The sequence below is a fragment of the Glycocaulis sp. genome (genome assembly GCF_051859565.1).
Lineage (GTDB): Bacteria > Pseudomonadota > Alphaproteobacteria > Caulobacterales > Maricaulaceae > Glycocaulis.
Window position 1 is genome coordinate 143,931 of the sequence record NZ_JBHYFK010000002.1, and the last position, 26,593, is coordinate 170,523.

Annotated in this window: 19 protein-coding genes; 9 read left to right on the forward strand and 10 right to left on the reverse strand. The window is 64.9% G+C overall.

The window, feature by feature from the left end:
• The first annotated feature begins 87 nt into the window (after positions 1-87).
• Together ACTIGC_RS03195 and pbpC are read left to right on the forward strand one after the other, a co-directional pair.
• Complete coding sequence (locus ACTIGC_RS03195) at positions 88-4,953, forward strand: alpha-2-macroglobulin family protein (RefSeq protein ID WP_439633042.1); 4,866 nt, start codon at positions 88-90, stop codon at positions 4,951-4,953.
• Complete coding sequence (pbpC, locus tag ACTIGC_RS03200) at positions 4,953-7,010, forward strand: penicillin-binding protein 1C (RefSeq protein ID WP_439633043.1); 2,058 nt, start codon at positions 4,953-4,955, stop codon at positions 7,008-7,010. The genes ACTIGC_RS03195 and pbpC overlap by 1 nt, the downstream gene beginning before the upstream one ends.
• A gap of 9 nt (positions 7,011-7,019) precedes the next feature.
• Here pbpC and ACTIGC_RS03205 read toward each other — a convergent pair whose 3' ends face one another.
• Entirely contained in the window at positions 7,020-7,628 is a 609-nt protein-coding gene (locus tag ACTIGC_RS03205) for a hypothetical protein (RefSeq protein ID WP_127568557.1), read from the reverse strand.
• 122 nt (positions 7,629-7,750) lie between these two features.
• Here ACTIGC_RS03205 and rsmI point away from each other — a divergent pair, with 122 nt between their 5' ends.
• Positions 7,751-8,512, forward strand: a complete 762-nt coding sequence (gene rsmI / locus ACTIGC_RS03210) for a 16S rRNA (cytidine(1402)-2'-O)-methyltransferase (RefSeq protein WP_439633044.1) — start codon at positions 7,751-7,753, stop codon at positions 8,510-8,512.
• Between the two features lie 112 nt (positions 8,513-8,624).
• Here rsmI and ACTIGC_RS03215 read toward each other — a convergent pair whose 3' ends face one another.
• A complete protein-coding gene (locus ACTIGC_RS03215) occupies positions 8,625-9,299 on the reverse strand; it encodes a COQ9 family protein (protein WP_439633045.1) in 675 nt (224 codons plus the stop codon).
• A gap of 214 nt (positions 9,300-9,513) precedes the next feature.
• On the opposite strand from ACTIGC_RS03215, the gene rpsU reads away from it, so the two are divergent.
• Positions 9,514-9,747 carry a 30S ribosomal protein S21 gene (gene rpsU, locus ACTIGC_RS03220; protein ID WP_036514953.1) on the forward strand — a complete coding sequence of 78 codons (234 nt, stop codon included), beginning with the start codon at positions 9,514-9,516 and terminating at the stop codon, positions 9,745-9,747.
• 77 nt (positions 9,748-9,824) lie between these two features.
• Here the strand turns inward: rpsU and ACTIGC_RS03225 are convergent, their stop codons facing one another.
• The 6 genes from ACTIGC_RS03225 to ACTIGC_RS03250 all read right to left on the reverse strand — a co-directional run bounded on the left by ACTIGC_RS03225 (position 9,825) and on the right by ACTIGC_RS03250 (position 18,596).
• Positions 9,825-10,547: a M48 family metallopeptidase gene (locus ACTIGC_RS03225; RefSeq protein ID WP_127568554.1), complete on the reverse strand. Its 723-nt coding sequence runs from the start codon at positions 10,545-10,547 to the stop codon at positions 9,825-9,827.
• 7 nt (positions 10,548-10,554) lie between these two features.
• Positions 10,555-12,864 (reverse strand): penicillin acylase family protein, encoded by a 2,310-nt coding sequence (locus tag ACTIGC_RS03230; RefSeq protein WP_439633046.1) that lies wholly within the window; start codon positions 12,862-12,864, stop codon positions 10,555-10,557.
• An 81-nt stretch (positions 12,865-12,945) separates the two neighbouring features.
• Positions 12,946-14,367 (reverse strand): coniferyl aldehyde dehydrogenase, encoded by a 1,422-nt coding sequence (locus ACTIGC_RS03235; RefSeq protein WP_439633047.1) that lies wholly within the window; start codon positions 14,365-14,367, stop codon positions 12,946-12,948.
• 34 nt (positions 14,368-14,401) lie between these two features.
• Entirely contained in the window at positions 14,402-16,006 is a 1,605-nt protein-coding gene (locus ACTIGC_RS03240) for a GMC family oxidoreductase (protein WP_439633048.1), read from the reverse strand.
• Positions 16,006-17,325 carry a serine hydrolase domain-containing protein gene (locus tag ACTIGC_RS03245; RefSeq protein ID WP_439633049.1) on the reverse strand — a complete coding sequence of 440 codons (1,320 nt, stop codon included), beginning with the start codon at positions 17,323-17,325 and terminating at the stop codon, positions 16,006-16,008. Before ACTIGC_RS03245 ends, ACTIGC_RS03240 begins: the two co-directional genes overlap by 1 nt.
• 116 nt (positions 17,326-17,441) lie before the next feature.
• A complete protein-coding gene (locus tag ACTIGC_RS03250; RefSeq protein WP_439633050.1) occupies positions 17,442-18,596 on the reverse strand; it encodes a PQQ-dependent sugar dehydrogenase in 1,155 nt (384 codons plus the stop codon).
• 167 nt (positions 18,597-18,763) lie between these two features.
• On the opposite strand from ACTIGC_RS03250, the gene ACTIGC_RS03255 reads away from it, so the two are divergent.
• Together ACTIGC_RS03255 and ACTIGC_RS03260 are read left to right on the forward strand one after the other, a co-directional pair.
• Positions 18,764-19,204, forward strand: a complete 441-nt coding sequence (locus ACTIGC_RS03255; protein ID WP_127568545.1) for a hypothetical protein — start codon at positions 18,764-18,766, stop codon at positions 19,202-19,204.
• A 152-nt stretch (positions 19,205-19,356) separates the two neighbouring features.
• Positions 19,357-21,972, forward strand: coding sequence for a TonB-dependent receptor (locus ACTIGC_RS03260; protein WP_439633051.1), 2,616 nt, complete (start codon positions 19,357-19,359; stop codon positions 21,970-21,972).
• Between the two features lie 196 nt (positions 21,973-22,168).
• On the opposite strand, the gene ACTIGC_RS03265 is transcribed toward ACTIGC_RS03260, so the two are convergent.
• A complete protein-coding gene (locus ACTIGC_RS03265) occupies positions 22,169-23,041 on the reverse strand; it encodes a glycerophosphodiester phosphodiesterase (RefSeq protein WP_439633052.1) in 873 nt (290 codons plus the stop codon).
• Positions 23,042-23,134: 93 nt separating this feature from the next.
• Here ACTIGC_RS03265 and ACTIGC_RS03270 point away from each other — a divergent pair, with 93 nt between their 5' ends.
• Genes ACTIGC_RS03270 through ACTIGC_RS03280 form a run of 3 tightly spaced genes read left to right on the forward strand, consistent with a single transcriptional unit; the run spans position 23,135 to position 25,422 of the window.
• Positions 23,135-23,950, forward strand: a complete 816-nt coding sequence (locus tag ACTIGC_RS03270) for a PIG-L deacetylase family protein (protein WP_439633053.1) — start codon at positions 23,135-23,137, stop codon at positions 23,948-23,950.
• 52 nt (positions 23,951-24,002) lie between these two features.
• Positions 24,003-24,473: a hypothetical protein gene (locus ACTIGC_RS03275; RefSeq protein ID WP_439633054.1), complete on the forward strand. Its 471-nt coding sequence runs from the start codon at positions 24,003-24,005 to the stop codon at positions 24,471-24,473.
• Entirely contained in the window at positions 24,457-25,422 is a 966-nt protein-coding gene (locus tag ACTIGC_RS03280; protein ID WP_439633055.1) for a sterol desaturase family protein, read from the forward strand. Before ACTIGC_RS03275 ends, ACTIGC_RS03280 begins: the two co-directional genes overlap by 17 nt.
• Positions 25,423-25,426: 4 nt before the next feature.
• Here ACTIGC_RS03280 and ACTIGC_RS03285 read toward each other — a convergent pair whose 3' ends face one another.
• Positions 25,427-26,560, reverse strand: a complete 1,134-nt coding sequence (locus ACTIGC_RS03285) for a TraB/GumN family protein (protein ID WP_439633056.1) — start codon at positions 26,558-26,560, stop codon at positions 25,427-25,429.
• Positions 26,561-26,593: the final 33 nt, after the last annotated feature.

Consider the following 26,593-nt stretch of genomic DNA (forward strand, 5'->3'; position numbering starts at 1 on the left):
CCATGCAAGAGTGCGGCGCCCTTAGCGGGCAGGCAGGGAGGACAGGCCATGGGGATGAGTACGGGAAATATTTGTCGGACGGGTGCCGTGTCCTTGCGGCGGGTGGCGGTTCTGGCGGGCCTCGCCGGCGCGCTCGCCCTGGCCGGTTGCGGCGATGATCCTTCCCCTGCTTCACGCGATGAAGGCCCTGCCCTGCAATCACGCTCTGCCGACGCACCGCGCGCCACACCGGAGGTTTCTGACCGTTTTGAATATCTGCGCTACGCGGCCGATATCGACGGTGATGCGCCGCGCCTGTGCCTGACCTTCTCCGGTCCCCTCGATCCCGATACGGATTACAGCGCCTATGTCGAAGTGGACGAGCCGGTCGCTCTCAATGTCGATGGCCAGCGCCTGTGCATTGGCGGGCTTAGCTTCGGCCAGACGCGCACCCTCATCCTGCGCGAAGGCCTGCCGTCTGCCGATGGGCGCCGCCTTGAAGCCGAAGAGAGAGATACGCTGAGCTTTGCCTCGCGTCCGGCCTATGTCGGCTTTGCCGGTACGGGCGTGATCCTGCCGCGTGTGGACGCTGATGGCGTGGCCATCGAGACCGTCAATGTCGATGCCGTGCGCGTGACCGTGACGCGCGTGACCGACCGGGCACTCGCCTTTCGCCAGATCATTTCCGGGTTCAATGCCGCGTCTGGCGACTGGTACTGGCTGGGTTCCGAAGAACAGCCGGGCGAGGCCGGATCGCCGGTCTGGCAGGGCGAGATGGATACACCCGGCAATGCGAACGCCATGACCACGACGGTGTTTCCGCTGGCCGAAACCATCGGCAGTCTGCGCCCCGGCGCGTACTTCCTGCGCGCGGAAAATCTCGCCGAGATCGATACCGACCGCTATGGCGAATATGCCCGTGCGGCCCGCTGGCTGATCGTGACTGATCTGGCTTTCACCGCCTATCGCGGGCGTGACGGGATTGATGCGATTGTCCGCTCCCTGCAGAGCGCCCGGCCGCAGGCTGGTGTCGAGGTGCAGCTGATTGCCCGCTCCAACGAGGTGCTGGCGACCGCGCGCAGCGATGAGCGCGGGCGCGTGCGCTTTGGCGAGGCGCTGGTGTCGGGCCGGGAAGGCGATGCGCCGCGCCTCCTTATGGCCTATGGCCCGGACGGTGATTTCGCCGTGCTGGACCTTGCCCGGGCGCCGGTCGATCTCTCCGCCCAGCCGGTTGGCGGGCGTAACCGCGCCGAGGGCGCGGATGGCTTCATCTGGCTGGACCGGGGCATTTACCGTCCGGGTGAGACAATTCATGCCTCGGCGATGATCCGCGACAGCGAAGGCCGGGCTCTCTCTGACCGGCCGGGCACGATCACGCTTTATGCGCCCAATGGCCTCGCCCATGCGGAGGTGCGTTTTGAGCGCGCCGCGCAGGCTGGCGCGATCTTCCATGACTTTGAGCTGCCGCGCGAAGCGGCCCGTGGCCGTTGGCGGCTCGCCGTCAGCGTGGACGGTGTGGGCGAGGTGGCGAGCCAGAGCCTGTCTGTCGAGGACTTTGTGCCGCAACGCGTCGCGCTGACGCTGACCGCCGATACAGACACGCCGATCCGGGCCGGTCAGACGCGCATGGTGGAGACCTTCACGCGCTTCCTCTATGGCGCGCCGGGGGCTGGCCTGCAGCTTCGTGGCACGGCCCGCATACAGCCTGATCCCAACCCTTTCCCGGAGTTTTCCGGCTTCCGCTTTGGCAGGCATGACGAGCGCTTCGCCGAGGAGGTGATCGATCTGCCCGATACCATGACAGACGGGCAGGGCAATGCGGCCATGCCGGTTGCGCCGGGCCGGGCAGGGCGCGATTCCTCGCTGCCCTTGCGGGCGCGCGCGATCATCACCGTGGAAGAGCCCGGCGGGCGCGCTGTCAGTGATGATGTGCGCATCCCCTACCGGCCGCGCGACCGCTATGTCGGCATCCGCATGGCAGGCGATGACGACACCGTGCGCCGTGGCCAGTCCACGCGCCTGTCCGTGATCGGTGTCGGCGCAGATGGCGCGGCGCTGGCGATGGAAGCGGACTGGCGCCTGATCCGTACTGACTGGCAGTATGACTGGTACCGCACCGATAATGGCGACTGGCGCTGGCGGCGTTCGCAGCGCGTCGTGCCGATTGAATCCGGCCTTGTGCGCCTTGATGGCGAGAACCCGTCCATCGTCGAGACGCCCTCGCTCGACTGGGGTGATTACACCCTCATCGTCTCGGCTGATGGCGCGGATCTGGCGAGCTTCGGCTTCTGGTCGGGCTATGGCGGACGCCCCGAAGATGGCGAGGCGGCCCCTGACCACGTGCGTCTGTCCGGTCCGTCTGCAGCGCCGCAAACTGGCGAGACCGCGCGAGTGTCCATCTTTGCCCCCTATGCAGGGCAAGCCGAGCTGGTGGTGGCGACCGACCGGGTCATTCTCTCGCGCACACTGGAAGTGGGCGAGGGTGCCACCGAAGTGGAGTTGCCCGTCACCGCCGATTGGGGCGCAGGCGCCTATGTGATGGTGTCGGTCTTTACCCCGCGTGATGCGGTGACGCGCCCCACCCCGCGCCGCGCCGTGGGCGTGCTGCACGTGCCGGTCAATGTCGAGGACCGCACATTCGAGCTGACACTGGATGCACCGGAGCGGATCAATCCGCGCGAACGCTTTGACTTCACGATTACCGCCAGTGACGGCCCGGCTCGCGAACAGGCCTATGTGACGGTGGCTGCCGTCGATGAGGGCATATTGCTGCTGACGGGCTTTGCCTCGCCCGACCCGGAAAGCTGGTTCTTCGGCAAGGCGCGCCTCGGCGTTGACCTGCTCGATGATTATGGCCGCCTGCTCGACCCCAATCAGGGACCGGCAGCGCCGGTGCGCTCTGGCGGTGACGAGATCGGGGCTGCAGGCCTGTCCGTGGTGCCGACCCGCACCGTCGCCCTGTTCTCCGGGCCTGTACGCTTTGACGGGCAGGGCCGCGCGCAAGTGAGCTTCGATATTCCGGACTTCAATGGCGAGCTGCGCCTGATGGCGGTGGCCTGGTCGGATCGCGGGATTGGCTCGGCGAGCCAGCCCCTGACCGTGCGCGATGATGTGCCCTCAGAGCTGATCCTGCCGCGCTTCCTGGCACCGGGCGATACGGCGTCGGCCACGCTGACCATGGACAATATCGATGGCGCGCCGGGTGATTATGCGGTGGCGCTGAGCGCGGACGGTCCTGTCAGCTTTGCTGACGCTACCTTCACGCAAAGCCTGCCCGCCGGGCAACGGACCGACCGCGCCGTGGCGCTCTCTGCCGCGTCCTCGCCGGGGATTGCAGAGCTCTCGCTCTCTGTCACCGGGCCGGATGGCGAGGCGGTGGTGCATGAATACCCGATAGAGGTGCGTTCAGCCTTCCTGCCGATGACATCGATCACGCGGCGCACCTTGCGCCCGGGCGAAACCTGGCAACCGCCAGCCGATGCGCTTGGCGCATTTGCACCGGGCAGCGGGGCGTTACGCCTCTCCGTCGCCGCAACACCCATCGATGTGGCCGCGATCTACGAGGCGCTGTCGGGCTATCCCTATGGCTGTACCGAACAGGCGGTGAGCCGGGCCTTGCCCTTGCTCTATGCCGGGCAGATGGCCGGGCTGTCGGGCGCGGATGCACCAGCGGACGCCGACGATATCGTGCGCCGTGCGGTGGAATCGGTGCTGGCCCGCCAGAGCGAGGATGGCGCTATCGGCCTGTGGCGCATTGGCGACGGGCAGGCATCGCCCTGGCTGGGTGCGTATTCCACCGACTTCCTGATGCGGGCTGCAGAAGCCGGTTACAGCGTGCCGCGTGCGGCGCTGACACGCGCGCTTGATGCGCTGGTGCCGGTGGCGCGCGGTGATCTGTGGCAGGCCTATGGCTATGACACCAGCGCACCCGATCCGCGCTGGAGCCGCGATACGCAAGACCGGATCAATCATCGCAGCAGCGCCTATGCCGCCTACCTTCTGGCCCGTGCGGGCCGGGGAGACCGGGCGCGGCTTCGCTATCTGCATGATGAAATGCTTGGCCGGATCGAAAGCCCGCTGGCGCGCGCCCATATCGGGGCCGGGCTGGCCGCCATTGGCGACCGCGCCCGTGCGGTGAGCGCCTTTGACAGCGCCATCTCGGTGCTCGGCTACAATAATGCCGGTGACTGGTATCAGACGCCGGTGCGTGATCTGGCCGGCGTGACGGCTCTGGTCGCCGAGGCAGGCATTGAAGACCGCGTGGAGGGCCTGCTGGCGCGTCTGGCGCGTGACCTGCCCGAACCCACCCGCATGACCACGCAGGAACAGGCCCATGTGCTGATGGCGGCGCGTGCCTTTGCCGGAGACGCGCAAAACCTGTCGCTGGAATGGGGCGGTGCGCCGCTGGAAGATCGGTCTGTCACCCTGGATGCCGATGAGCTGAGTGAGGGCCGGGAGCTGACCAATCGCGGCCAGCAGCCGGTCTGGGTGACGGCTTTTGCGCGCGGCGTACCGGTGGAAGCGCCTGACACGGCCTCCGAAGGCGTGAGTGTCGAGCGCTCCCTCACTGACCGGCGCGGCAATGCTATCGACACCGCCGCAATCAGGCGCGGTGACCAGATCATTGTCAGCCTGACCATCACGCCTGAACAGACCCGCGCCATGCCGCTGATTGTGGCTGATCTCCTGCCCGCGGGCTTCGAGATCGAGGGCATTCTGCGCGCAGGCGATGCGGGCGAGACCGGGCCGTATGCCTTCCTTGGTGATCTGGCATCCACGCAAATTGCCGAAGCACGTGATGACCGCTTCATCGCGGCCATCAATACGCGCGGGCGCGATGCGGTGCGGGTGGCCTATATGGTCCGCGCCGTCACGCCGGGGCAATTTGTCCAGCCCGGCACGGTGGTGGAAGACATGTACCGGCCGGACGTGTTTGCCCGCTCTGAGGCCGGGCAGGTCACGATCCGCCCGTAATGGCTGGCTGGCTGGCGATAGGGCTGAGGCGGGCGAGCGTGCCGCTCGCCTCGCTCCTCGCTGCTGGCGTCTTGCTGGCAGGTCTCGATCATGCCCTGCCACCCCCGCTCATGCCGGAGGTTTCCGCGCTGGTGACAGACCGGGAGGGGCGGGCCTTGCGTGCCTTTCCGGTCGAGGATGGACGCTGGCGTCTGCCGGTTGATCCTGAAGCCGTTGATCCGGCGTTTCGCGCCGCCCTGATCGAGATCGAGGACCAGCGCTTCTATTCCCATCACGGCGTCGATCCACTGGCGATGGCGCGTGCGGTTGGCTCCCTCGTCAGCTCCGGGCGGATCGTGTCGGGCGGGTCGACGATCACCATGCAGACGGCCCGCCTGCTGGAGCCGCGCCCGCGCCGGACGATTGGTGCAAAACTGTTAGAGATGGTGCGCGCCATCCAGCTGGAGCGGCGCTATTCCAAACATGAAATCCTGCAAGCCTGGCTGACGCTCGCGCCCTATGGCGGCAATCTGGAGGGCGTGCGCGCGGCCAGCTGGGCGTGGTTCGGGCATGAGCCGGATGTGCTCACTCCGGATGAAATTGCGCTTCTGATTGCCCTGCCGCAGGCGCCCGAAGCGCGGCGTCCCGATCTGCGCCCCGATGCGGCGATGGCCTCGCGTGCGCGGCTGCTCGCCCGTATGGAGCGCGCTGGCCTGATAAGTGCGGACCGGGCGGCGGATGCGGCAGAAGAACCGGCGCCAGTGCGCCGCGCCTTCCCGGCGCGCGCCTGGCATGCCTCGCAGCATCTGGCTCGTGCAGGCGGGGAGGTGCGCTCCACAATCGACATCCGCCTTCAGAGCGCGCTGGAGACGCGTCTGGAGACGCTGGCAAACGAGGCCGGACCCGATGTTCAGGCCTCTGCGCTGATCGTGTCGCTCGACGGGCGTGAAGTGCGCGCGGCGGTGGGGTCTGCCGGGCGTGACAGGCCGGGCGGCTGGATTGATCTGACGCGGCGTGCGCGCTCGCCGGGCTCGGTCTTGAAGCCCTTCATCTATGGCCTGGCGTTCGAGGACGGGCTGGCAGGGCCCGGCACGCGCATCGCCGATCTGCCGCGCCGCTTTGCCGACTATAATCCGGAGAATTTCGACCGCAGCTTCCGGGGCGATGTGACCATTGCCGAGGCGCTGCAGCATTCGCTCAACGTGCCCGCCGTGCAGGTGCTCGACGCGGTGGGGGCCAACCGCTTTCTCGCCGCCATGAGCTTTGCGGGAGGACGCGCCATTGTCCCGCGCTCGAACGAAGGCGATGCCGGGCTCGCCATCGCGCTCGGCGGGCTTGGCATCACGGCAGAGGAGATCGCGGTGATGTTTGCGGCGCTGGGCGCAGGCGGCGAGGCGCTGCCGCTTGCCTGGACACCGGAGGCGGCTGAGGCCAATCGGGAAAGCCGGGGCTTCCGCCTGCTGGACCGCTCGGCTGCAGCGACGCTTGTCGATGTGCTGCAGCGCTCTCCCGCTCCGCCAGGGCGCATGCCCGCTCGCCTGACCAGCGGCGCGCCCGCCATCGCCTACAAGACCGGCACCTCCTACGGCTTTCGCGATGCCTGGGCGGCGGGCGTGTCGGGCAATTACGCGGTTGTGGTCTGGGTAGGCCGGGCCGATGGCGCGCCGCGCCCCGGCGAGAGTGGGCGGCAGGCCGCCCTGCCTGCCCTGTTCGACATTTTTGATGTCATCGCGCGGCGTGATCCGTCTGGTGTTGCGTCGCGCACAGACAGTCTTGTAGCCAGGAACGCCACAGGGCCGCTGGCGCGCTTTGACCGGGGTGTGTCCGGCCCTGACATCGTTTTCCCGCCCGATGGCGCAGAAGTGTGGGCCGATGAGCCGGGACGCGGATTTGCCCTGTCGGCGCGTGGCAGCGGCCCGCTGCGCTGGTATCAGCGCGGCGTGCCGGTGGCGCTCGATGCAGGCGGGCAATCCCTGTGGCAGCCGCAAGGGCCGGGCTTTTACGAGCTGACAGTCGTCGACGAGGCCGGGCGCAGCGCCCGCACCCGTGTCCGGGTGCGGATGCCGGAGCCTTCGTGAGCTGTAAGCCTAGTCCCCACCATACCAGCGCAGCGAGATATTGCGGATACGCTCTCCGCCCACTTCCACACCGCCGGTAAAGGCAGGGCGCTGGCTGTCACCGGCGCGGACGACATCGCCGTGCAGCGCGCCGTCAATGATGACGGTTCCCAGCTCCGGATCGATGCCTTCAAAGGTGAAGGCACCATCGGCCAGATAGTAATAGTCGGCCTGCACGCGCGTCGTGACGGTGTGATACTCGCCGCCGAGCTCGTTTGTGCCGGTCGGGCTGTTCACATCAGAAAAATCCACAAACACCGGGCCGAACGGCATCTCGTCGCGCCTGCCGCCCGCTTCCCATGCCTCGAAATCGCTACTGGGGGCGATGAAGACATTGTCCAGCCGCCAATTGCCGAACTGCAGCGGTTCAAAGGGCAGATAATAGCCAAAGGCATCGAAATGCTGCTCGCGGGTCGACACCCGTTCCCCGGCATCCTGATCAGGTTCGGCGGCCGGTGTCGTCACCGCCTCGTCGACATCAACCCAGCCGGCGGTCCCGGCATTATCCTCGCACGCCGCCAGCCCAGCCAGCGCAAGACAGCCCGCGCCCGCGAGCAAGAATCTGGAAATCTTCGTCATCAGCCCTGTCCTCTCGTGACTGCGAATACCCAAGCCCACTTCGAGGAAAAGATTACCGGTGAACGCGCATGCCTGAAAGTGTGCTCTGGCCAGAAACGCGTGATGGTCTAAAACGCTCCTTCATGAGCGCGAGCGCCAATCTTGAAACGCCCTATGACGGCCCCCGGCTCTGGCTGGTGGGTACGCCTATCGGCAATCTGGAAGACCTGCCGCCCCGCGCGGCGCGCATCCTGTCAGAGGTCAGCGTCATTGCTTGCGAGGATACGCGCACTACGCGCCGCCTGCTGGATCTGGCCGGTATCACCCTGCCGCGCCTGATCGCCTGTCATGACCATAACGAGCAGAGCAGCGCGGGCGGTATCGTCAAACTGCTGGGGCAGGGCGAGAGCGTGGCGCTGGTCAGCGATGCGGGCATGCCTGCCATCTCCGATCCGGGCTACCGGGTGGTGCGCGCGGTGATCGAAGCCGGGTTTGAGGTCAGCGCGGTTCCGGGACCATCCTCGGTGCTGACCGCGCTGGCGGTGTCGGGCCTGCCGACCGACCGCTTTACTTTTCTGGGGTTCGCACCGCGCAAGAGCGGCAAGCGCCAGCGCTGGCTGGAGCCGTTCAAGGCCGATCCGGCGACCCTCATCATCATGGAAAGCGCGCAGCGCCTCTCCGAGACGCTAGCCGATGCCGCCGCTGTGCTCGGCGAGCGGCAGGGCGCCGTGGCGTTCGAGTTGACCAAGGCGTTCGAGCGTGTCCATCGCGGCACGCTCATCGAACTTGCCGCGCGCTATTCAGAGCCACCGCTCGGCGAAGCGGTGATCGTCATCGCCGGCGCCGTGGTAGTGCGTGAGAAGGTCAATAAATACACGCCCGATGGGGGCAAGAAGAAGGGGTGAGGACTTCCCCTCGCTGAAACCCCGGACGCGCAGCGATCCGGGCCTCTCTCCGATTTTCTTGCATAAGGTCCCGGATCGGCTCTGCCGTCCGGGAGTTCAGAACATGTGAGGGTTACCGCGTCCCGTAGCGCATTTTCGCGGCCATGGCGGCAAAGTCCGGCAGGCCGGCAAGCTGCTTGTTGACCTTCGCCTTCACCTTCTCGAACTCCATCACATTGGCGATGCGCCGGTCTAGGAAGGCGAGTGTTTCGGGCTTTGCCGGATCGTTCTCTGACAGCCAGATGGCGAGGCTGGACGTCCATACGCCGGTGAGAATCGTCCGCTTGGAATACCAGTTGGCATCGGTCGAGCTGTCGCCAATCGCCCGCCAGATCATGTCAGACGTGTTCCAGGCGAGCTGCGCGCCGGTGGCGATACCGTCGGGCAGCAGCAGGCGGGCGCGGGCACGCGACAGCGCATCCTCATGGCCCTTTGCCGCTTCCAGACGCAGCACGACCGCGCGGCGGATGCGCTCGCGGATCTTTGCCGGTGATTCTCCCGCCGTTATGGCTTCCTGTGCGGCGTCATCCATTTCGCGCCACCAGAACACGATCAGGCTGATGGCGCCGTCCGGGCAATAGAGCGCCACCTCGTCATCGCTCATCCCGGCATCGCGCGCGGCGATGCGCAGGAGCGATCCTGACCAGCCCTCGAAGGGTATATGGGGCAGGGCAGCGTCCAGCAGCCGGGCGCGGGCTGCATCCGCGTGGGAACGATTGGGGCGGTCAGAGGCGTTTGATGTGCTCATGGCGGGTAATCTACTGTGAATTTGTGTGCGCGTCATCGCGTCAGCATGCCGCGATGTGTATGGACAGCAGGGCTTTGCTCTGGTAACACCCGCGCCTCATCGCAAAGTTTCCGGCGGAACAGGCGATCCAGAACCGCTCTGTTACGCCTTTTCGTGTTAGAATTCTGGGTGACCGGCCAGACCGGACCCGTTGCAGGACCTGGGAGAGTAAGTCATCGTTCAGATCGTCGTGCGCGATAACAATGTCGAGCAAGCGCTCAAGGCATTGAAAAAGAAAATGCAGCGGGAAGGCACTTTCCGCGAGATGAAGCGCCGCAACCATTACGAAAAGCCGTCTGAAAAGCGCGCTCGCCAGAAGGCGGAGGCGATCCGCCGCGCCCGCAAGCTGGCCCGCAAGCGCGCCCAGCGCGAAGGTCTGCTGCCGCGTACGGCAACGGCCCGCCGCTAGGCCAGCTTCCCTTTACGGGACTGCACAAACATTACGCCGCGCCGGAATATCCGGCGCGGCGTTTTGCGTTGTGATTGTCAGAATGTATGGCCGGGCGGGGTACGCTCGCGCATTGACCGGCGGCGCGCCTTGTGGTCGGGCATGATCCGGTCCAGCAGGGCATAAAAGCGCGGCGAATGGTTCATCTCGATGAGGTGGCAGGCCTCGTGGGCGCAGACATAGGCGATCTCGTCCTCGGGGAAGGCGATCAGGCGCGTATTCATGCGGATCACGCCGTCTGATGAACAGCTGCCCCAGCGTGACTCCTGCGCTCGTACCTTCACTTGCGGGGCAGGCAGGCCGAGCGCTCCGGCATAGTGCGCGATGCGCGGCGTATAGTCGGCAAGGGCAGTATCGGCCCGCCAGCGCTTGACCGCCCGCAGCACGGTGGCATCGCGCAAGGATGGATCGAGGCGTTCATCGGTTTTCACCAGCAGGTGATCGTCATGAACGCTGATGAGGGTGCGTGCGCGCCCGTGCGGCTCGACCACGACTTCCAGCTCGCGGCCCAGATAGCCGATTGTCTGGCCGCCCATACCGGTAAAGTCCGGCCGGGCGCGCGCACTCCATTTTTCAAGCCGGGGCAGTATCCATCCCGCCCGGTCGCGCGCCACCCGGTCCGCTTCGATCGCGGGTGTGCGCCGGGGCAGGGTGATGGTCAGGCCATCGGCATCGATGCGCAGCCCGATCGTTCGCCGCCCGGTATGGCGCACCTGATAGGTGACGTCGTGGCCGTCCAGCTCGATTGTACGGGTCTGCATGACACTCCTAGCGCGGTCTCAACGTCAGAACGCGCGATCCTTGCGGCGCGCTTTGCGGCGTCCAGTCATCACGGATCTGGAAATACTCGCCGCGCGACCAGAGTTCCGCAAGATCGCGATAATGCGGCGAGAGCGGATGGCCCGACTGGCCCGGCCCGTGGATGAAGCGGGAATTGTTCAGGTCTGCGAGATCGTAAACCACGCGAAGGGAGGCGGCGTGGACGATGTCGAACCCTTCACCGGCATAGCTGAAATTGGCGACATTGACGGTGGTGCCATCGCCGCCCACCGGCACGCGCACGCCAAACATGCCGCCCAGCACAGGCAGGGAATCCATGGGGTGGGCAAAATAGCCCTGCGCATGGTCGCCCCAGCGCCAGCTGGATATATCGCCGCCATTGGTTCGCGCCAGCTCCGCCATGGCGGTGTCCAGCGCCAGCCCGGCAATGACGGGGCAGGTTTCCACCTGCGTGGTCGTCACGTTGTTGCACCAGGATGATGCATCGCCCGTCAGCACGTCCTGCACGAAGACAGGGCGCGGCCCGCGGAAATAGCGCGCCATGGGGCCCAGCTCATCGGCCCAGATCGCCTCGGTCATCACCCGCAGCCAGGCTGACAGAATAAGCCCTTCCGGGCCCTCTGCATCCAGCGATGCGTTCCAGCCTTCGAGGCGGGCGAGCGCTTCGAGGCCCAGCTCGCTTTCAGGCTGCGCGGCCAGCAGGGCCGGCAGGATGGCTTCAGCCAGAGCAGAGGTGACATCCATCTGCATGGTGATGAAGCCTTCCAGCGAGTGACGGCGGCGCTCAGCCAGCATGTTTTCGATACGCACGGCGCGGTGGACCGCATAGCGGCCGGGAAGCGGATAGGGATAGGCCGCGCCTGCTGGCAGATTATTGCCCGACGCAATCGATCCGCCAGCGGGATTGACGATGCGGGGAAGTTCCTCGAACGGGACAAAGCCCGTCCACTCGCCATCCTCATCGCGGATCGGCAAAAGACCTGCGGTGGTGTAGCCGATTGTGCCGTCCACGCCCGCATAGTGCATGTTCTGCATCGGCGCGGTCCAGCCGCGCCCGGCCTCCACGAAATCGTCCCAGCCGGTGGAGCGCATGATGGCAAGGGTGGCATCGGCCACCCGGTTGCGCGGATCAGACACGGTGGAGCGGCGCACCACCAGCGCATCGGAATCAAAGCCGGTCAGATCAAACCATTGGGCGTCCAGTACCGGGCCTTCGCTCGTCTCGGTGATGGTGAGTTCGAACGGATCGCGCTGGCCGAGCACATTGATTGTCTCGATGCGCGTATTGGTCTGCGTGGTGTCGCTGTCGCGTTCGACAAGGTCGATCACTTTAAAGCCGGTATTGGTGAAGCCCCACGCGCCATGGGCGTTGCGCCCCAGCGTGATGAAGGGCGTGCCGGGCAGGGACGCGCCCAGCACCGGACCGAAGGAGAGGTTCAGCCGTGTGAAATACCAGATGGAGGGCGCAGACAGGCCCAGATGCGGATCATTGGCCAGCAGGGGTGCGCCGGTCTCGGTGCGGTCCCCCGAGACGACCCAGGCATTGGAGCCGGGCTCGTTATCGGGCTGTGTGCCGGCAGGCGGGGGAAGCGTCTGGCGACGGATATCACCGAAGGCGGCGCTGATGTCTTCGTCTTTCAGCGTGGTTGGCGCCCAGTCCGGGAAGGCGGAGAGGAATTGTTCCAGCATCGAACCCTCGAGCACTTGCGATGCGCGGGCGCGTTCGCGGTCCTCGCCTTCGCCAGTGGCCAGATCATCAGCCAGCACGACCACCACGGACGCGGAATCGGCCAGCGTCCAGGGTTCCGGCCGCGTGCGAAGCAGCAGGTATTCCGGTGCCGGATTGCCTTGCTCCAGCCGCGCATTCACCCCGCTCACATAGGCCTCGACGATGAGGCGGGCCTCGTCAGACAGGTTTGCCAGCGCATGGCGGGAGGCTTCTGGAAATCCAAAAGTGCGCGCGCGGATATCAGCGCGCAGGGCGCGTTCGCCAAACAGCTCCGACAGGCGGCCCTGCGCGGTGCGCCGGTAGAGGTCCATCTGGAAGAAGCGTTCGGCGGCATGGGTGTAGCCAAGGGCGAAATAGACGTCGGCATCGGTCTCGCCGAAAATGTGCGCCACGCCATACTGGTCGCGTACCACATTGACCGGCGCTGTCACGCCCTCAAGGCGAACCTCGCCCTCGGTGCGGGGCTGTGACCCCACAAACCGCCAGCCCGCCCAGCCGGTTACGGCCAGAACAAGCACCAGCACCAGCGCCACAACGCCGATAACGCCGCGCACAATCCATTTTACCATGATAGCCCCCTCGACTCAGGCCCCGCGCCCCAGAGTGGCGCGAGCTTATCAAGCTGAAGACGCGAGGGAAGCGGTGAGCGCTTACCCGGCCTGCAGTTTCTTGAAAAATTCAAACAGCTTTCCGTAAGGCGGCGCCATCAGGCGGATCGGATGCCAGACTGGCGCATGAAACACGCTGCGCTCATGGCAGAAGGTACGGAAACCCTCTTCACCGTGATAGGCGCCATAGCCCGATGCGCCCGTGCCGCCAAAGGGCAAATCCTCGACCGACAGGTGCAGCATCGGCACGTTCACGCCCACCCCGCCCGACATGGTCTTGTCGAGAAAGCCCTGCGCGGTGGCTTTGGACTTTGTGTAGACATAAAGCGCCAGCGGCCGGTCCCGGTCGTTGATGAAGCGCGCGGCGTCATCCAGCCCGTCATGGCCGAGCACCGGCAATACGGGGCCGAAAATCTCTTCCGTCATGAGTTTGGAGTCCGCAGGCGCATTGAGGACAACCGTCGGCGGGAAGGCATGGTGATTGCCGCCCGTGCCGCTTTCGGTGGGAACCTGCAGCACGGTCGCGCCGCCCTTGCGTGCCTCCTCAACCATCTCTGAGATGCGCTTGTAATGCCGCTCCGAAACGATGCCGGTATAGTCATCATTGCTGTCCGGGCCGGGCCAGAACTTCGTTGCGTTGCCGATAATCGCCTCGGCGAGCGATTGCTCGGAGCCCTTGGGGGTCAGCACATAGTCCGGCGCGACGCAGGTCTGGCCGGCATTGAAATACTTGCCCCAGGCGATGGTCTTGGCCGCTTCCTCGATGTCGAAATCGGGCGCGATGACGGTGGGTGATTTGCCACCCAGCTCCAGCGTGACGGGGGTGAGGTTCTTCGCCGCCGCCTGCGCCACCATCCGGCCCACATGGGTGGAGCCGGTGTAGAAGAGATGATCGAATGGCAGATCGCAGAAAGCCTGCCCGACCTCCGGCCCGCCGGTGATGACGGCGACATGGTCTTCCGAATAGAGACTGCCGAGCGTCTCTTTCAGCATGTCGGCCACGCGCGGCGTGTATTCGGATGGCTTGATCATCACCCGGCATCCGGCGGCGAGCGCAGGGACGAGCGGCGCCAGCGCCAGCTGGATCGGGTAGTTCCACGGCGCGACAATGCCGACAACGCCCTTCGGCTCGCGCCGGATATAGGCTTTGCCGGGCGCCAGCGTCATCGGCACCGGAACCGAGCGGTCCGCCATCCAGCTTTTGAGCTTCTTGCGGGTGTGCTTGGCGGTGGCGAGGGTAAAGCCGATCTCGGCGATCTGGGTCTCGGCGGCGGAGCGCCGGCCATAGTCTGCCGAAACGGCGGCGGCGAAGGCATCGGCCTTCTCCTTGACCATGGCTTCGAGCTTCTCAAGGTCCGCCTTGCGTTCGCTATAGGGGCGTATCTTGCTGGCCTTGAAGGCCGATTTCTGCGCGTCGAAGACCGATTTCATGCGCTCGATCTGGCGGGCTGCGGCGTCACTCATCGGGTCTCTCCTCGGCTTCGGTCTCGAACGGGTTTCAGGCGCCAGCGATAATCATGTCGGCGGCGCGGGTAGCGATCATCATGGTCGGGGCGTTGGTGTTACCGCCGACGACGCGCGGCATCACCGAGGCATCGACGACGCGGAGCGATTTCACCCCGCGCACCCGGCATTGCGGGTCGGTAACGGCAAGCTCGCCCGAACCCATCGCGCAGGTGGAGGTGGGATGGTAGAGCGTCTCGGCATTGGCGCGAACGTGATCGAGAAGCTCGGCGCGGCTGCCATTGGTCTTGGCGGGCAGTTCCAGCTCTCTGAACTCGCCATCAAAGGCGTCGCTCAAGAGAATGTCGCGGGCGATCTCGAGGCAATCGGTCATCACCTCCACATCCTCTTCGTGATCCATATAGTTGGGGTCGATGAGGATGGGATCACGCGGGTCGGCGCTTTTCAGGCGCAAGCTGCCACGGCTTTGCGGATAGAGATGGCAGGCATGGATCATCATGCCATGTCCGGTCATGGTCTCGCGGCCATGGGGTGATCCGCGCGCCGGGATGAAGACAAGCTGGATGTCCGGCAAATCCTTCGCGCGGCTGGATTTCACAAACCCGCAGCCCTGCACCGGATTGACCGTGAAATTGCCCGTGCCGGTCGTCGCCCATTGCAGCACGTCACGCGCGGTCGCGGGGAATTTCTTCAGCGAATACCCGATGGATCTGGCCGAGCGGGTGGAGGCGCGGGCCATGATGTCGAGATGGTCCTGCATGTTCGCGCCGACGCCAGGCAGATCGGCTTCGACGGATATGCCATGCTCGCGGAGATGGTCCGCGGGCCCGATGCCCGACAGCATGAGAAGGTGCGGCGTGTTGATCGCCCCGCCTGACAGGATGACCTCCTTGCGGGCAGTGATTGTGCAGGTCTCGCTTTCGGTCTCGATCTCGATGCCGGTCGCCCGGCCTTCCTCGATAATGATTTTGCGGGCGAGCGCACCGGTAATGACGGTGAGGTTTGGCCGCGTCATGGCGGGTTTGAGGAAGGCATCAGCGGCCGAGCAGCGCTTGCCGTCTTTCTGCGTCACCTGATAGACGCCAAAGCCTTCCTGTTTCTCGCCGTTGAAATCATCATTCCACGGCAATTGCCGGCGGCGGCAGGCCTCGTAATAGAGCTCGGTCAGTGGATTGAGCGGCGAGATGGATTTGACATTCAGCGGCCCGCCCTTGCCGTGCCAGGGCTCACCATGGTTTTCGTTGTTTTCGACCCGCTTGAAGGCTTCCAGCGCGGCCTCGCGGCCCCAGCCGGTCGCGCCGTAAACCTTCTCCCACTCGTCGTAATTCTCCCACGCGCCGCGCATATAGTGCATGGCGTTGATGGAGGAGGAGCCGCCGAGCGTCTTGCCGCGCGGCCAGTAGAGCTTGCGGTCCTGAAGGTTTTTCTGCGGCTCTGTCCAGTAGTCCCAGTTGATCGACGGATCGGTGATCGCGAACTGCAGGAGCATGGGCGTCTGGATGATCGCCTTCTTGTCGGAGCCGCCTGCCTCGATCACACAGACCGTGACAGACGGGTCTTCAGATAGACGGGCTGCCAGCACCGATCCGGCGCTGCCCGCGCCCGCGATCACATAATCGCACTCGGACGCGGCGGACATTATTCGCTGTCCTCTTCTGATGCCTCGTCGAGCGGCTCTTCTTCGGCACCCAGCGGGGCATCGAGGGCGGGTTCCCCGGTGTCTTCAACCGGCTCCGGCTCCACCTCAAGCGGCGACACCGTTTCGGCAATCGCGCGCATGACGGTGAACACCTCCGCGCCGAGACGCCCCCAGGCCGGGTCACCGGCATTCTGGGCGATCACCACGCCGCGCCGCTCATCGACCCAGATATACTGGCCGTAGACGCCAGCGAAGAAATACTCGCCGTCATGGCCTTCGGGGATCCAGAAATGCAGGCCATAGCCGCGCGGGCCATAGGCCGGTGTCGCGCCCGCCTCATGGGCTGGCGAGACCGGGCGGGTGGCTTCTTGCACCCAGCCCTCTGGCAGCAGGCGGGTGCCGTTCCACACGCCGTCCTGCAGATAGAACTGGCCGAAGCGGGCATAGTCCTCGCTGGTCGCCTGCAGACAGCAATAGCCGACGGCCACGCCGCGATTGCCCGGCACCTGCTGCAGCCATGTAGCGTCAGAAGTCATGCCAAGCGGCGTCCAGATGCGCTCTTCCACCACTTGCGCCAGCGATCCGCCAAACACATGGCGCGCCACAGCGGAGAGAACCTGCGTGTTCGTGGAGGCGTAGTGGAGGTGTTCGCCGGGCACCTGGTCATTGGCGCCAAAGGCGCTGGCCAGCGCGTCCGGGCTGCGGCCCATGATGAAAGCGTTGAAGAAGAAGGGGCGCACATCGGAGGGACGGTCGGGCGAGTATTCCTCGTTGAAATTGATGCCCGCCGACATCATCAGCAAATGGCGCAAAGACACCGTGCCGTAATACGTTCCCGCATATTCAGGCGCATAGCGCTCCGCCGGATCATCAAGGCTTTCGATCAGACCTTCGTCCAGCGCCATCGCGATGAGGCTGGCGACATAGCTCTTGCCGACCGACCATGAGGTGAAGCGCGTGGTCTCGTCCGCGCCGTGGAAGAAGCGCTGGTGGATCACTTCGCCGTTCCGCAGCACGGTCAGGCCGGTCGCGCGCGCCGCTTCGAGATACTCATCCAGCGTGCGGGTTCCGCCTTCCCACTCATAGCTCACATCAAGCGGCTGGAGATTGCGCGGCAGGGGTTGCGGCGCTGTTGCCGAAATCGTGGCGCTGGGCAGGATCTCGTCCATGCGCTGGAAGGTGGTCACATAGTCGTCCGGATTGTCGAGCGCAGTAATGCTCGCGGGCGAATAGGGCGACCAGGGCCGGTAATACCAGCCTGCAAATGCCAGTCCAGCGACAACGATTACGGCCACCAGGCCGATCAGAATACGCTTCATGCGCGCCTCCCCAGAGTATGTGGCCGGTCACGCACGAATCCGCCCCGGCCCTTGTGTTTAGGCAGAAGTGAACACCTTTCACGCGCCGAACGCCAGCCCCTTCACTGAGCGATGTGTCAGTCCGCTGGCGAGAGGCGCAGGAGCGCGCCATTGGCGTGATCGGTCAGCACATAAACCAGCCCGTCCGGGCCGGTGCGGACATCGCGGATGCGTGCGCCTTCGTCTGCCAGCAGGACTTCCTCGGCTATCGCCTGCCCGTTTTCCACGCGGACCCGGTGCAGGGCCTGTCCGGCCAGCGCGCCGATCAGCAGATCGCCGCTCCAGTTGGGGAAGGCCTCGCCGCGATAGACCGCCAGACCTGACGGCGCGATGGAGTTGGGCAGCCATTCACGCAGCGGGCCAGTGTAATCATCGCCATGTGCGGTGAAAGGCGAGATGCGCGCACCGGAGTAATCAAGTCCCGAAGTGACGATGGGCCAGCCATAATTCTGGCCGCCTTCGATAATGTTCAGCTCGTCCCCGCCGCGCGGCCCGTGCTCATGCGCCCAGACAATGCCGGTCTGAGGGTCGATGGCGATGCCTTGCACATTGCGATGGCCATAGGTCCAGATGTCGGCAAGCGCCCCGTCTTCCTCTGCCAGCGGATTGCCGCTTGCCGGTGAGCCATCGGGGTTCAGGCGCACGATAGTGCCGAAATGGTTGGCGAGGTTCTGCGCTTCCTCGCGGAATTCAAACCCGTCTCCCAGGGTGAGCAACAACGTGCCATCGCCCATGAAGGCGATGCGTCCGCCAAAATGCGCGCCGCCGGTCTTGTCCATCTGCGAGGTCCAGATCACCTCACCATCAAGCAGCGCGCCATCTTCATAGCGCGCGCGATAGAGGGCGGTGTTGTTGGACTGGGCGGTGCCGCTCGCAAAGGAGAGATAGACCAGCGAGGAGGCGGTGAAGTCCGGCGCCAGCACGACATCGAACAGCCCGCCTTGGGAGAGTACCAGCACCTCCGGCACGCCGCTGACCGGCGCATCAACAAGCGCGCCATCGCGGATCAGACGAAGCTGGCCGGTCCGCTCGGTCACCAGCATGTCTCCGCCGGGCAGGAAGGCCAGCCCCCAGGGATGCTCCAGCCCGTCCACGACCGTTTCCACCGAGACAGAATGGCCACTGGCCGGTTCAGGCAGTTCAACCGCTTCGCGATTGTCTGCGCAGGCCGCAGCGATGAGGCCAAGCGCGCAGACCAGAAGTGCAGGGTGATGGAGTGCTGATACCGTCATGAACGTAATCTCCAGCCTTGAAAAATGCGTGCCACGGCGAAAAACAGAGATTGGCCAGGCGGCGGTTTGCGGGGCATCATGGCCGCAAATCATCCATCGACCAAGATGGTTCGTGGGGCGGGCAAGGGGCGGACGGGTCCGCCAGGTCCAACAGGGGGAGTGCCGATATGGGCTGGTTCAGATATCCGCTGGGACTGGTGCTGGCCAGCATCTTCATGGCGCTGGCTGGCGTGATCGTGCAGACGCAGTTCGTGCTGTCGGCGCTGGCGGGTGCCGGTGCGCAGATTTCCGCCGCAGACCGGCTATCGATGACGCTCGCGGACATGGCGGGCCTGGGTCCGCTCTATCTCGTTTTCATCCTGATCGGCTTTCTCATCGCCTTTCTTGCCGGGGCGCTGGTGGTCCGTTTCACGCCGGTGCCGCGCACAGCCGTCTACGCGGTGGCCGGGGCGGTGTGCATGTTCGTCATGCTGATGCTGATGCGCGAGGTGTTCTTCGGCGTTCCGGTGATTGCTGGCGCGCGCAGCCTTGCTGGCGAAATATCACAAGCGGTCTGTGGCGCGCTGGCGGGCGTGTTCTACGCATGGATGACCAGCCGTCAGGGTTAATTCTCCTGTCAGTGTGACGGGAATGCCTCACTTGGCTGACAGACCACTAAAGACCCGATGACAAACCTGTGAAATCGCGCCTACAGTGCGAACTGAAGTCATGTGGACGTACGAATCTGCAGGCTGAACACATCCAGAGGGGGAGGAACCCAATGAAGCGTTTTTCAAGAGCCGCCGTGCTCGGTGCGACCGCGTTGGCCGCTGGCCTTGTCGGCACCGCCGCACAAGCGCAAGTCGAAATCATCACCGTTACGGCCCAGAAGCGTGAGCAGACCCTGCTCGAAGCGCCGGTGGCCGTTACCGCCGTCACCGGCGAAACGATTGCCGAGGCGCAAATCCGCGACGCGGCCGACCTGCAGACCCTTGTCCCCTCGCTGAGCGTGGGCGAGTTTGCAGCGTCCACCAACCAGACCTTCAATATCCGCTCGCTGGGTTCTTCCTCGTTTAACCCGGGCGTGGAGCCTTCGGTCGGCGTGTTCATCGACGGTGTGTACGTGCCGCGTCAGGGCGCCTCGATCAATGACTTCCTGTCGCTGGAGCGCGTCGAGGTCATCCGGGGCCCGCAATCAACCCTGTTCGGCCGCAACACGCCCGCCGGTGTTGTCAGCTTCCACACCCGCCAGCCCGAATTCGAGTTTGGCGCTGAAGGCGAAGTGACCGTCGGTAATTACAACGCGCGCGTTGTCAGCGGCACCGTCACCGGGCCGCTTGTCGCTGACCAGCTGGCATTCCGCCTGGACGGCTCGATCAACCAGCGCGACGGCTTCATCACGAATGTGGACGGGCGCGAATTCAATAATCGCGACCGCTGGAGCGCACGCGGACAGCTGCTGTGGGATAGCGGCGGCGCGACGACCGCCCGCTTCATCGCCAGCGTCAGCAATATTGACGAGAACTGCTGTGCTGCGCCTTTCTCCAATGTTGCTCCGTCAGAGCTCTTTGCGTTCACCCAGCTTGGCGCTGTCGTGCCGTCCGGCAACCCGCATGACGGGACTACGGCCATCAACGGCCCGCTGCGCACGCAGGTCGACACCTGGGGTCTGTCAGCGGAAATCAATCATGATTTTGGCGGCTTCACGCTGACCTCGATCACGGCCTATCAGAGCTATGAAGAAGATCAGGTCATCGACGCTGACTTCACCACGCTGGATGCGGCTGGCGCCCGTCAGCAGTTCCAAGAATATAACGCATTCACGCAGGAATTCCGTATTGCGTCCAATGGCGGCGAGAATTTCGACTGGATGGCCGGCCTGTTCTACTACAATAACGAGCTGACCTTCCAGAACGAGACGCCTTACGGCTCGCAGCTGGCCGCGTTCGCCAACCTTGCATCCTCGCTGGACCCGTCGGTTCAGGCGCTTGCGACAGGTCTCGGCCTTCCGGCCGGTTCGGGCATTCCGGCGATCATGAATACCATTGTCGGGCTGAACAACATGCTGGGCACGCCCGGCGTGCCAGCACTCCCGGCTGGCGGCTATCTCGGGGCGGGTCAGGGTCTGGTTAACGAGACCTATAATTACGACACGGAAGCCTGGTCTGCCTTCGGTCAGGTCGACTGGCGTGTCACCGACCGCTTTACCATCACGGCGGGTTTGCGCTACTCGCGTGAGACCAAGGACTACACGCCGAATGTCACGATCAACGATCCGTTCTCGTCGCTCGATGCGGTCGCACTGGGTCAGAATCTGCAACTGCCCGGTGGCCTCTTCTTCGTTCCGGCGATCCTCGCCGGCGGCGGCGCGCCGATTAATCCGTTTGTCCCGCTGACCTTGGCCCAGGCACAAAATCCCAGCGTAAACTTCCTGCTGCCGCTGATCGAGGGTTCGGGCCTGCAGTTCAACCGGGTCAACGCACCGTTCACGCCCGGCTCGCGCACCGACGAGAACGTCTCCGGCTCGATCATTTTCGGGTATGACTGGAGCCCGACGCTCAACACCTATCTGAGCGTTGGCACCGGCTACAAGCCGGGCGGCTTCTCGCTGAACTCCAACTCGGCGGCGACCGGCCTCTTCCAGTTTGAGGAAGAAACCACGCTCAATATCGAGGTTGGCGTGAAGGGTACGGCGTTCGACAACCGTATGGTTTATGCCATCGCGCTGTTTGACCAGACCAACAAGGACTTCCAGACCGAAGTCTTCGTGGGCGGCGGCTTCTATCTCGACAATGCGGGCGAGATTTCGGTGCGCGGCCTCGAGGTCGAGGCGACTATTGCGCCGACGCAAAACCTCGTTCTGGCTGGCGGCTTCACATGGCTGTTCCAGAACCGCTACGAGAGCTACGAGTTCGGGCCCTGCCCGCGCACATCGTCGCTGACGGAGCCAGGTCTTGCGGGCAACCCGCTGTTTGCTGACTGCCTGGCAACGCGAGTCAACCAGAACGGCTTCACTGGACGCTTCAACGATCTGTCGGGTGTTGACCGCGGCAGCCCGGAGTTCTCCGGCTTCCTGACCGCCATGTACACCCAGCCGCTGGGCAATGGCCTTGAGCTGCGTCTGCGTGGCGAGACGTCCTATACGTCCAGCCAGAACCTGAACGGAGCGCTGGCGGCCATGCCGAGCTTCGAGCAGGACGCTATTACGCTGGTCAACGGCTCGATCGGAATCGGTGCCGAGGATGGCGCCTGGTCGCTGCAACTGTGGGGCCGCAACCTCACGGACGAGACCTACTACCGGGGTACGTTCTTCTCGGTCGGGACGATCGGTCCGAGCACGAACTCCTATCCCAGCAATCCGCGTACCTACGGCCTGACGCTGCGGGCACGCTTCTAGAAGCCTCTCCTTCGGGGATCGGGCAGGGGCCGGGAGGGAAACCTCCCGGCCCTTTGCTGTTCAAGGGTTGCGTCTCCCCTCGTCCTTCGAGACGTTCGCTTCGCTCACCCTCAGGATGAGGGGAGAAGCAACCCCAGAGCCCTCATCCTGAGGAGCACGCAGTGCGTCTCGAAGGACGAGGGCTCAAGACGGAAACTCACTCCCCCTGCGTGCCTGCCATCACATCCACCCGGTCGGTGATGATGCCATCAACGCCGCGCGCGATCAGCGCCTCCATCTCGTCGGGCTCATTGATGGTCCAGACCTGCACGGCGATCCCGCGCGCATGGGCGGCGTCCACCAGGCGTGGATGGATGACATCCAGTCCGTTGGCACGCGGCGGGAGCTGGGCCGCAACGGCGCGTGTGGGGTGAAATTTCGCCAGCCCCAGCCGGGCCAGCACGTAGAAGCTGAACGCTTCGCGGCGTCCCATGCCCGTTGCCACCTCAGGGCAGAACGCGCGGAAATGGGCCATGGCATTGTCATGAAAAGAGCCGACGAGGGCCCGGGTTTCCATGCCGGCCTCCCGGATTGTCTCGCATATCACGCGGGCGGCCTCTTCGGTGTCCGGCTTGATCTCGACGATCCAGCGCATGTCCGCGAAGGCGCCGAACGCATCTGCCAACGTCGGCACATTGATACCGTCGCCGGCAAACCTGTCTGCCCGTTCGCCCTCATAGCCGAAGGCGGCGTTGAGGGCCTGCACCTCGCCAAGGGTCAGGTCTGCAACGCGGCCAGCGCCATCCGTGGTGCGGTCGACCGTGTCGTCATGCATCAGCACGAGGATCCCGTCGGAGGTGAGCTGGGTGTCGACCTCCAGCACGTCTGCGCCGTCTGCCATCGCCTGTTCCAGCGCGGCAATCGTGTTGGCGGGCGCGCGGCCAAGCCCGCCGCCATGGGCGATGCGCTCGGCCCGCTCCACCGTCCGGCCGTCCAGCCAGGGGTGGGAAACGGGGTCCGGACCGGGCCAGAACAGGGCTGTCCCGTACGCTGCCGCCAATACCGCCGGTACAATCAGCACACCGCGCATCTTCTATCCTCCCCGCAAGCTTGTTCGGGTATGATATGGCATCAGGGCGTGTCAGTCAGGTGACGGGCAATAGCGGGACAAGGACGAAGGCTTATGGCGCGTATCATCCTCATCGCGGCGGGCGTTATGGCCGGCATTGTTCTGGTGGCGGCGCTGGCCGGCCTGATGATCGCGCGTTCGCTGTTTGCCGAACCCGGTGTGGCGCGCCTTGCCGATCTGCGCGCAGAGCTAGGCGAGGCGGGTCTGCTTTTCGTATTCGCGCATCCCGATGACGAGATCACGGCCAATGCGCTGATGGCGCGCGGCGTGGCTGAAGGACTGCCCGTGCATCTCTTCACCGCCACGCGCGGTGAGGCGGGTACGCAGTTCCCGCCGGTAGTGGACCAGCCGCATCTGGGCATAGTGCGAGAGGCGGAAGCGCGAAAGCACGGCTTTGCGCTGGGCGTGGCCTCCCACACGGTGCTCGATCTGGGTGATGGCCAGCTGCGCGCACGCCCCTTCGATCAGCTGGTGGAGCGTGTGGCGGCGGAGATTGAACGCACCCGGCCCTCGGCCGTCATCAGCTTCCATCCTGAAAGCGCGATCTCGCTGCACCCCGATCATATGGCCATTGGGGAAGCGGCGCGCCAGGCGGTTCTGGCCATGGGTGAGGATGCGCCGCGCCTTGTCTATGTGCTCGCCCCGCGCCCGGGCCTTCGCCGGTTTGGCGGCGAACGCGGCCAGCTCATTGCCGATATACAGCCTGAGCCGGATTTTGCCGTGCCTTCGCCATCGCGCGACAAGCAGCGGGCTTGGCGTATCCATGAAAGCCAGTCGCGCTATCTGCAGGCGACCTATGGCATTGGGCCGCGTGTGATGTACGCGCTGTGGACACGCGAATACTACGCGTTTGCCGACGCAACTGACTGAGTGGATGCTCAGCGGCTTGCGCTTCGCTCTCAAAGACAGCAAGTATTAGCGCATGGATGACAACCCTCTTGCCATTCTCGCCGTACTGGCCGTGTCTGCCCTCGCGGTGGGCGCGCTCATCGTGTTCAACCGCCTCATTGGCGGCTGGCAGGATGTTCGCTTTGAGGATGCCAGCCTGCCCTCCCAGAGGCTGGAAGAGGATGTCGTCGGGTTTCGCGCAGGCGAGGGCGTGATAGCGGCCGACGGTCTTGCCGCGCTCGTGATGGAGCAAGGCGAGGCGCGCCTGGGGCTGGTGCTTGCGCGGTCAAGCCGCTGCGTGACCCGCGTGGTGCGCCCCGGCGAGATCGCCCGGCTGGAGGCGGATGGCGCGCGCTTTCATATCCATTTCAACGATTTCACCCTGCCGCATGTGACCATCGATCTTGATGACGCCTCAGCGCAGGGGTGGGGCGAGCGGATGCGCCGGTTCGTCCGCCAGAGCGATACGCAGATGCGAGGAGAGGGTCATGCCCGAGCTTCCTGATCCGATCCTGATTGCCATTCCCTTCTTCGTGGCGTTGATCGTCGCGGAGATGATCTATGCGCGAGTGACCGGCAAGGCCGAGTTCGAGCCCAAGGACACGGCCGCCAGCCTCGCCATGGGGCTTGGCAATACGGTCTCCGGCGTGCTGCTCGGCTTCATCGCGCTCGCCTGGTTCATGTATATCGAGCGCTTTGCCCTGTTTGACATTGGCTGGGCGTGGTGGGCGTTTGTGGTCTGCTTCGTGCTGGACGATTTTCTCTATTACTGGTCACACCGTTTCGCGCACACCGTGCGCTGGTGGTGGGCGGACCATGTGATCCACCACTCCTCCCAGCACTACAATCTCTCCACGGCGCTGCGTCAGCCCTGGCTCAGCCCGCTGACCTTCAAGTTCATCTTCTTCGGTTCGTGGCTGGTGCTGCTGGGCTTTCCCATCGCGATGGTGGCCTTTGTGGGCGCGCTGAATCTCATCTACCAGTTCTGGATCCATACCGAGGCCGTCAAGCGCCTGCCTGCGCCGATTGAGTGGCTGTTCAACACCCCCTCTCATCACCGTGTCCATCACGCGACGAACCCGCTCTATCTGGACCGTAATTATGCGGGCGTGTTCATCATCTGGGACCGGATGTTCGGCACCTTCCAGGAGGAGCTGGACGAGGAGAAGTGCCGCTATGGCATCGTGAAGAATCTCGGCACTTACAACCCGATCCGCATCTGCCTGCATGAATGGGTGGGCATCGTGAAGGATGTGTCGTCGGCCAAATCCCTGCGCGATGCGCTGGGCTACTGGCTCGGACCGCCGGGCTGGTCGCCCGATGGCAGCCGGGAAAGTTCGAAAATCATCAAGGCGCGCTGGGCCGAGCAACAGGCGGCGAAGCGCGGTGAAGCCGTTCCAGACGATGCGCGCGCGGCATCACCCGTCCAGACCGCCGCCACGCCTGCTGAATAAGGCCTTACGGCCCCTCCACCACATAGCCGGCAGCGGCCAGCCTTGCCTGAATGCCGTCTTCGGCCAGCCAGCCTGCTGCGCCGACAATGGCAAGGGTGACCCCGCCACCGGCTATGGAACTGCCAATGGCCTGCGCCCAGATGCCCGGATAGTCGATGTCAGCGGTGGTGGCGCCGCCGAATGTGCGAAGCCCGCCCATTTCGCCTTCCATGGCGCGCTGGCAGTCGAGCCCGGTGCGGCGGCCTGAAAATCCGCGCAGCGTGTCGACATCACCGCGTGCCCAGGCCTGCGCCGCCATCCACGCCGTGGGTAGTTCGGAGCGGGCGAATGTCACGGCCTCGGAAATGCAGGTCTCATTGGTCTCGCGCGAGAAATCCTGCACCGAGCGCATGAGGGCAGAAATATCTGATACGGCCAGATCATAGCTCTGCACGGCGCGTACGGGCACGCGGTTGCGGCGCGCGAGGCGCGTCACGCGGCTTTCAATGGCAGAGGAGCCTTGCAGATCCACGCTTTGTGCGGCCTTGCCGATCAGGTTCATGGCCTGAAAGAAGGGGTGCATCCTGCCCGGTTCCAGACTGGCAAGGCGCGCGGCCAGCGCGGACTGCTCCGGCTCTTCCAGTACGTCATCTGCCGTCAACTCGCCGTCGCCGCGCCGGGCGGCACGGCGCAGCGCGCGGCGGCGCTCATCGCGCTCTTCGGCGATCGCCGCCGCCTCGTAAAACTCTGCCGCCAGCTCATCGCCCACACGGTCGGCCAGCGTGATCCCGCGCGGCATCATCAGGCGGCTGCGGTTGAACGTGACGGTGCGCAGCATCATGGCCGCCATGCGGGTGGTGCTGACCGCACCGGCATTGACCTCGAACTCGGTCAGGACTTCGCCTGCTTCCTCCAGAACGCTCGCCACGGGGCGTTCATTCCATTCAAGGCTCGCGGGCAGCCAGGGGATTGTGATGAAGACATAGACCTCGCCAGCCTGTTCGGGGTGAGAGATCCGCCAGAGCTGCGGGCCGGAGCGCTCTGCGCGTACCGTGATGATCTCGGTGGCGGCCGCTTCCGGCGCGGGCGTGTCCTGCACGGCAAGAGCGGGTGAGAGGGTGAGGGCGCAGGCAAGTACAGCAAGCAGACAGCGCAGCATGGGCACTCCGATAGGTGCGAGGGTCAGGCACGT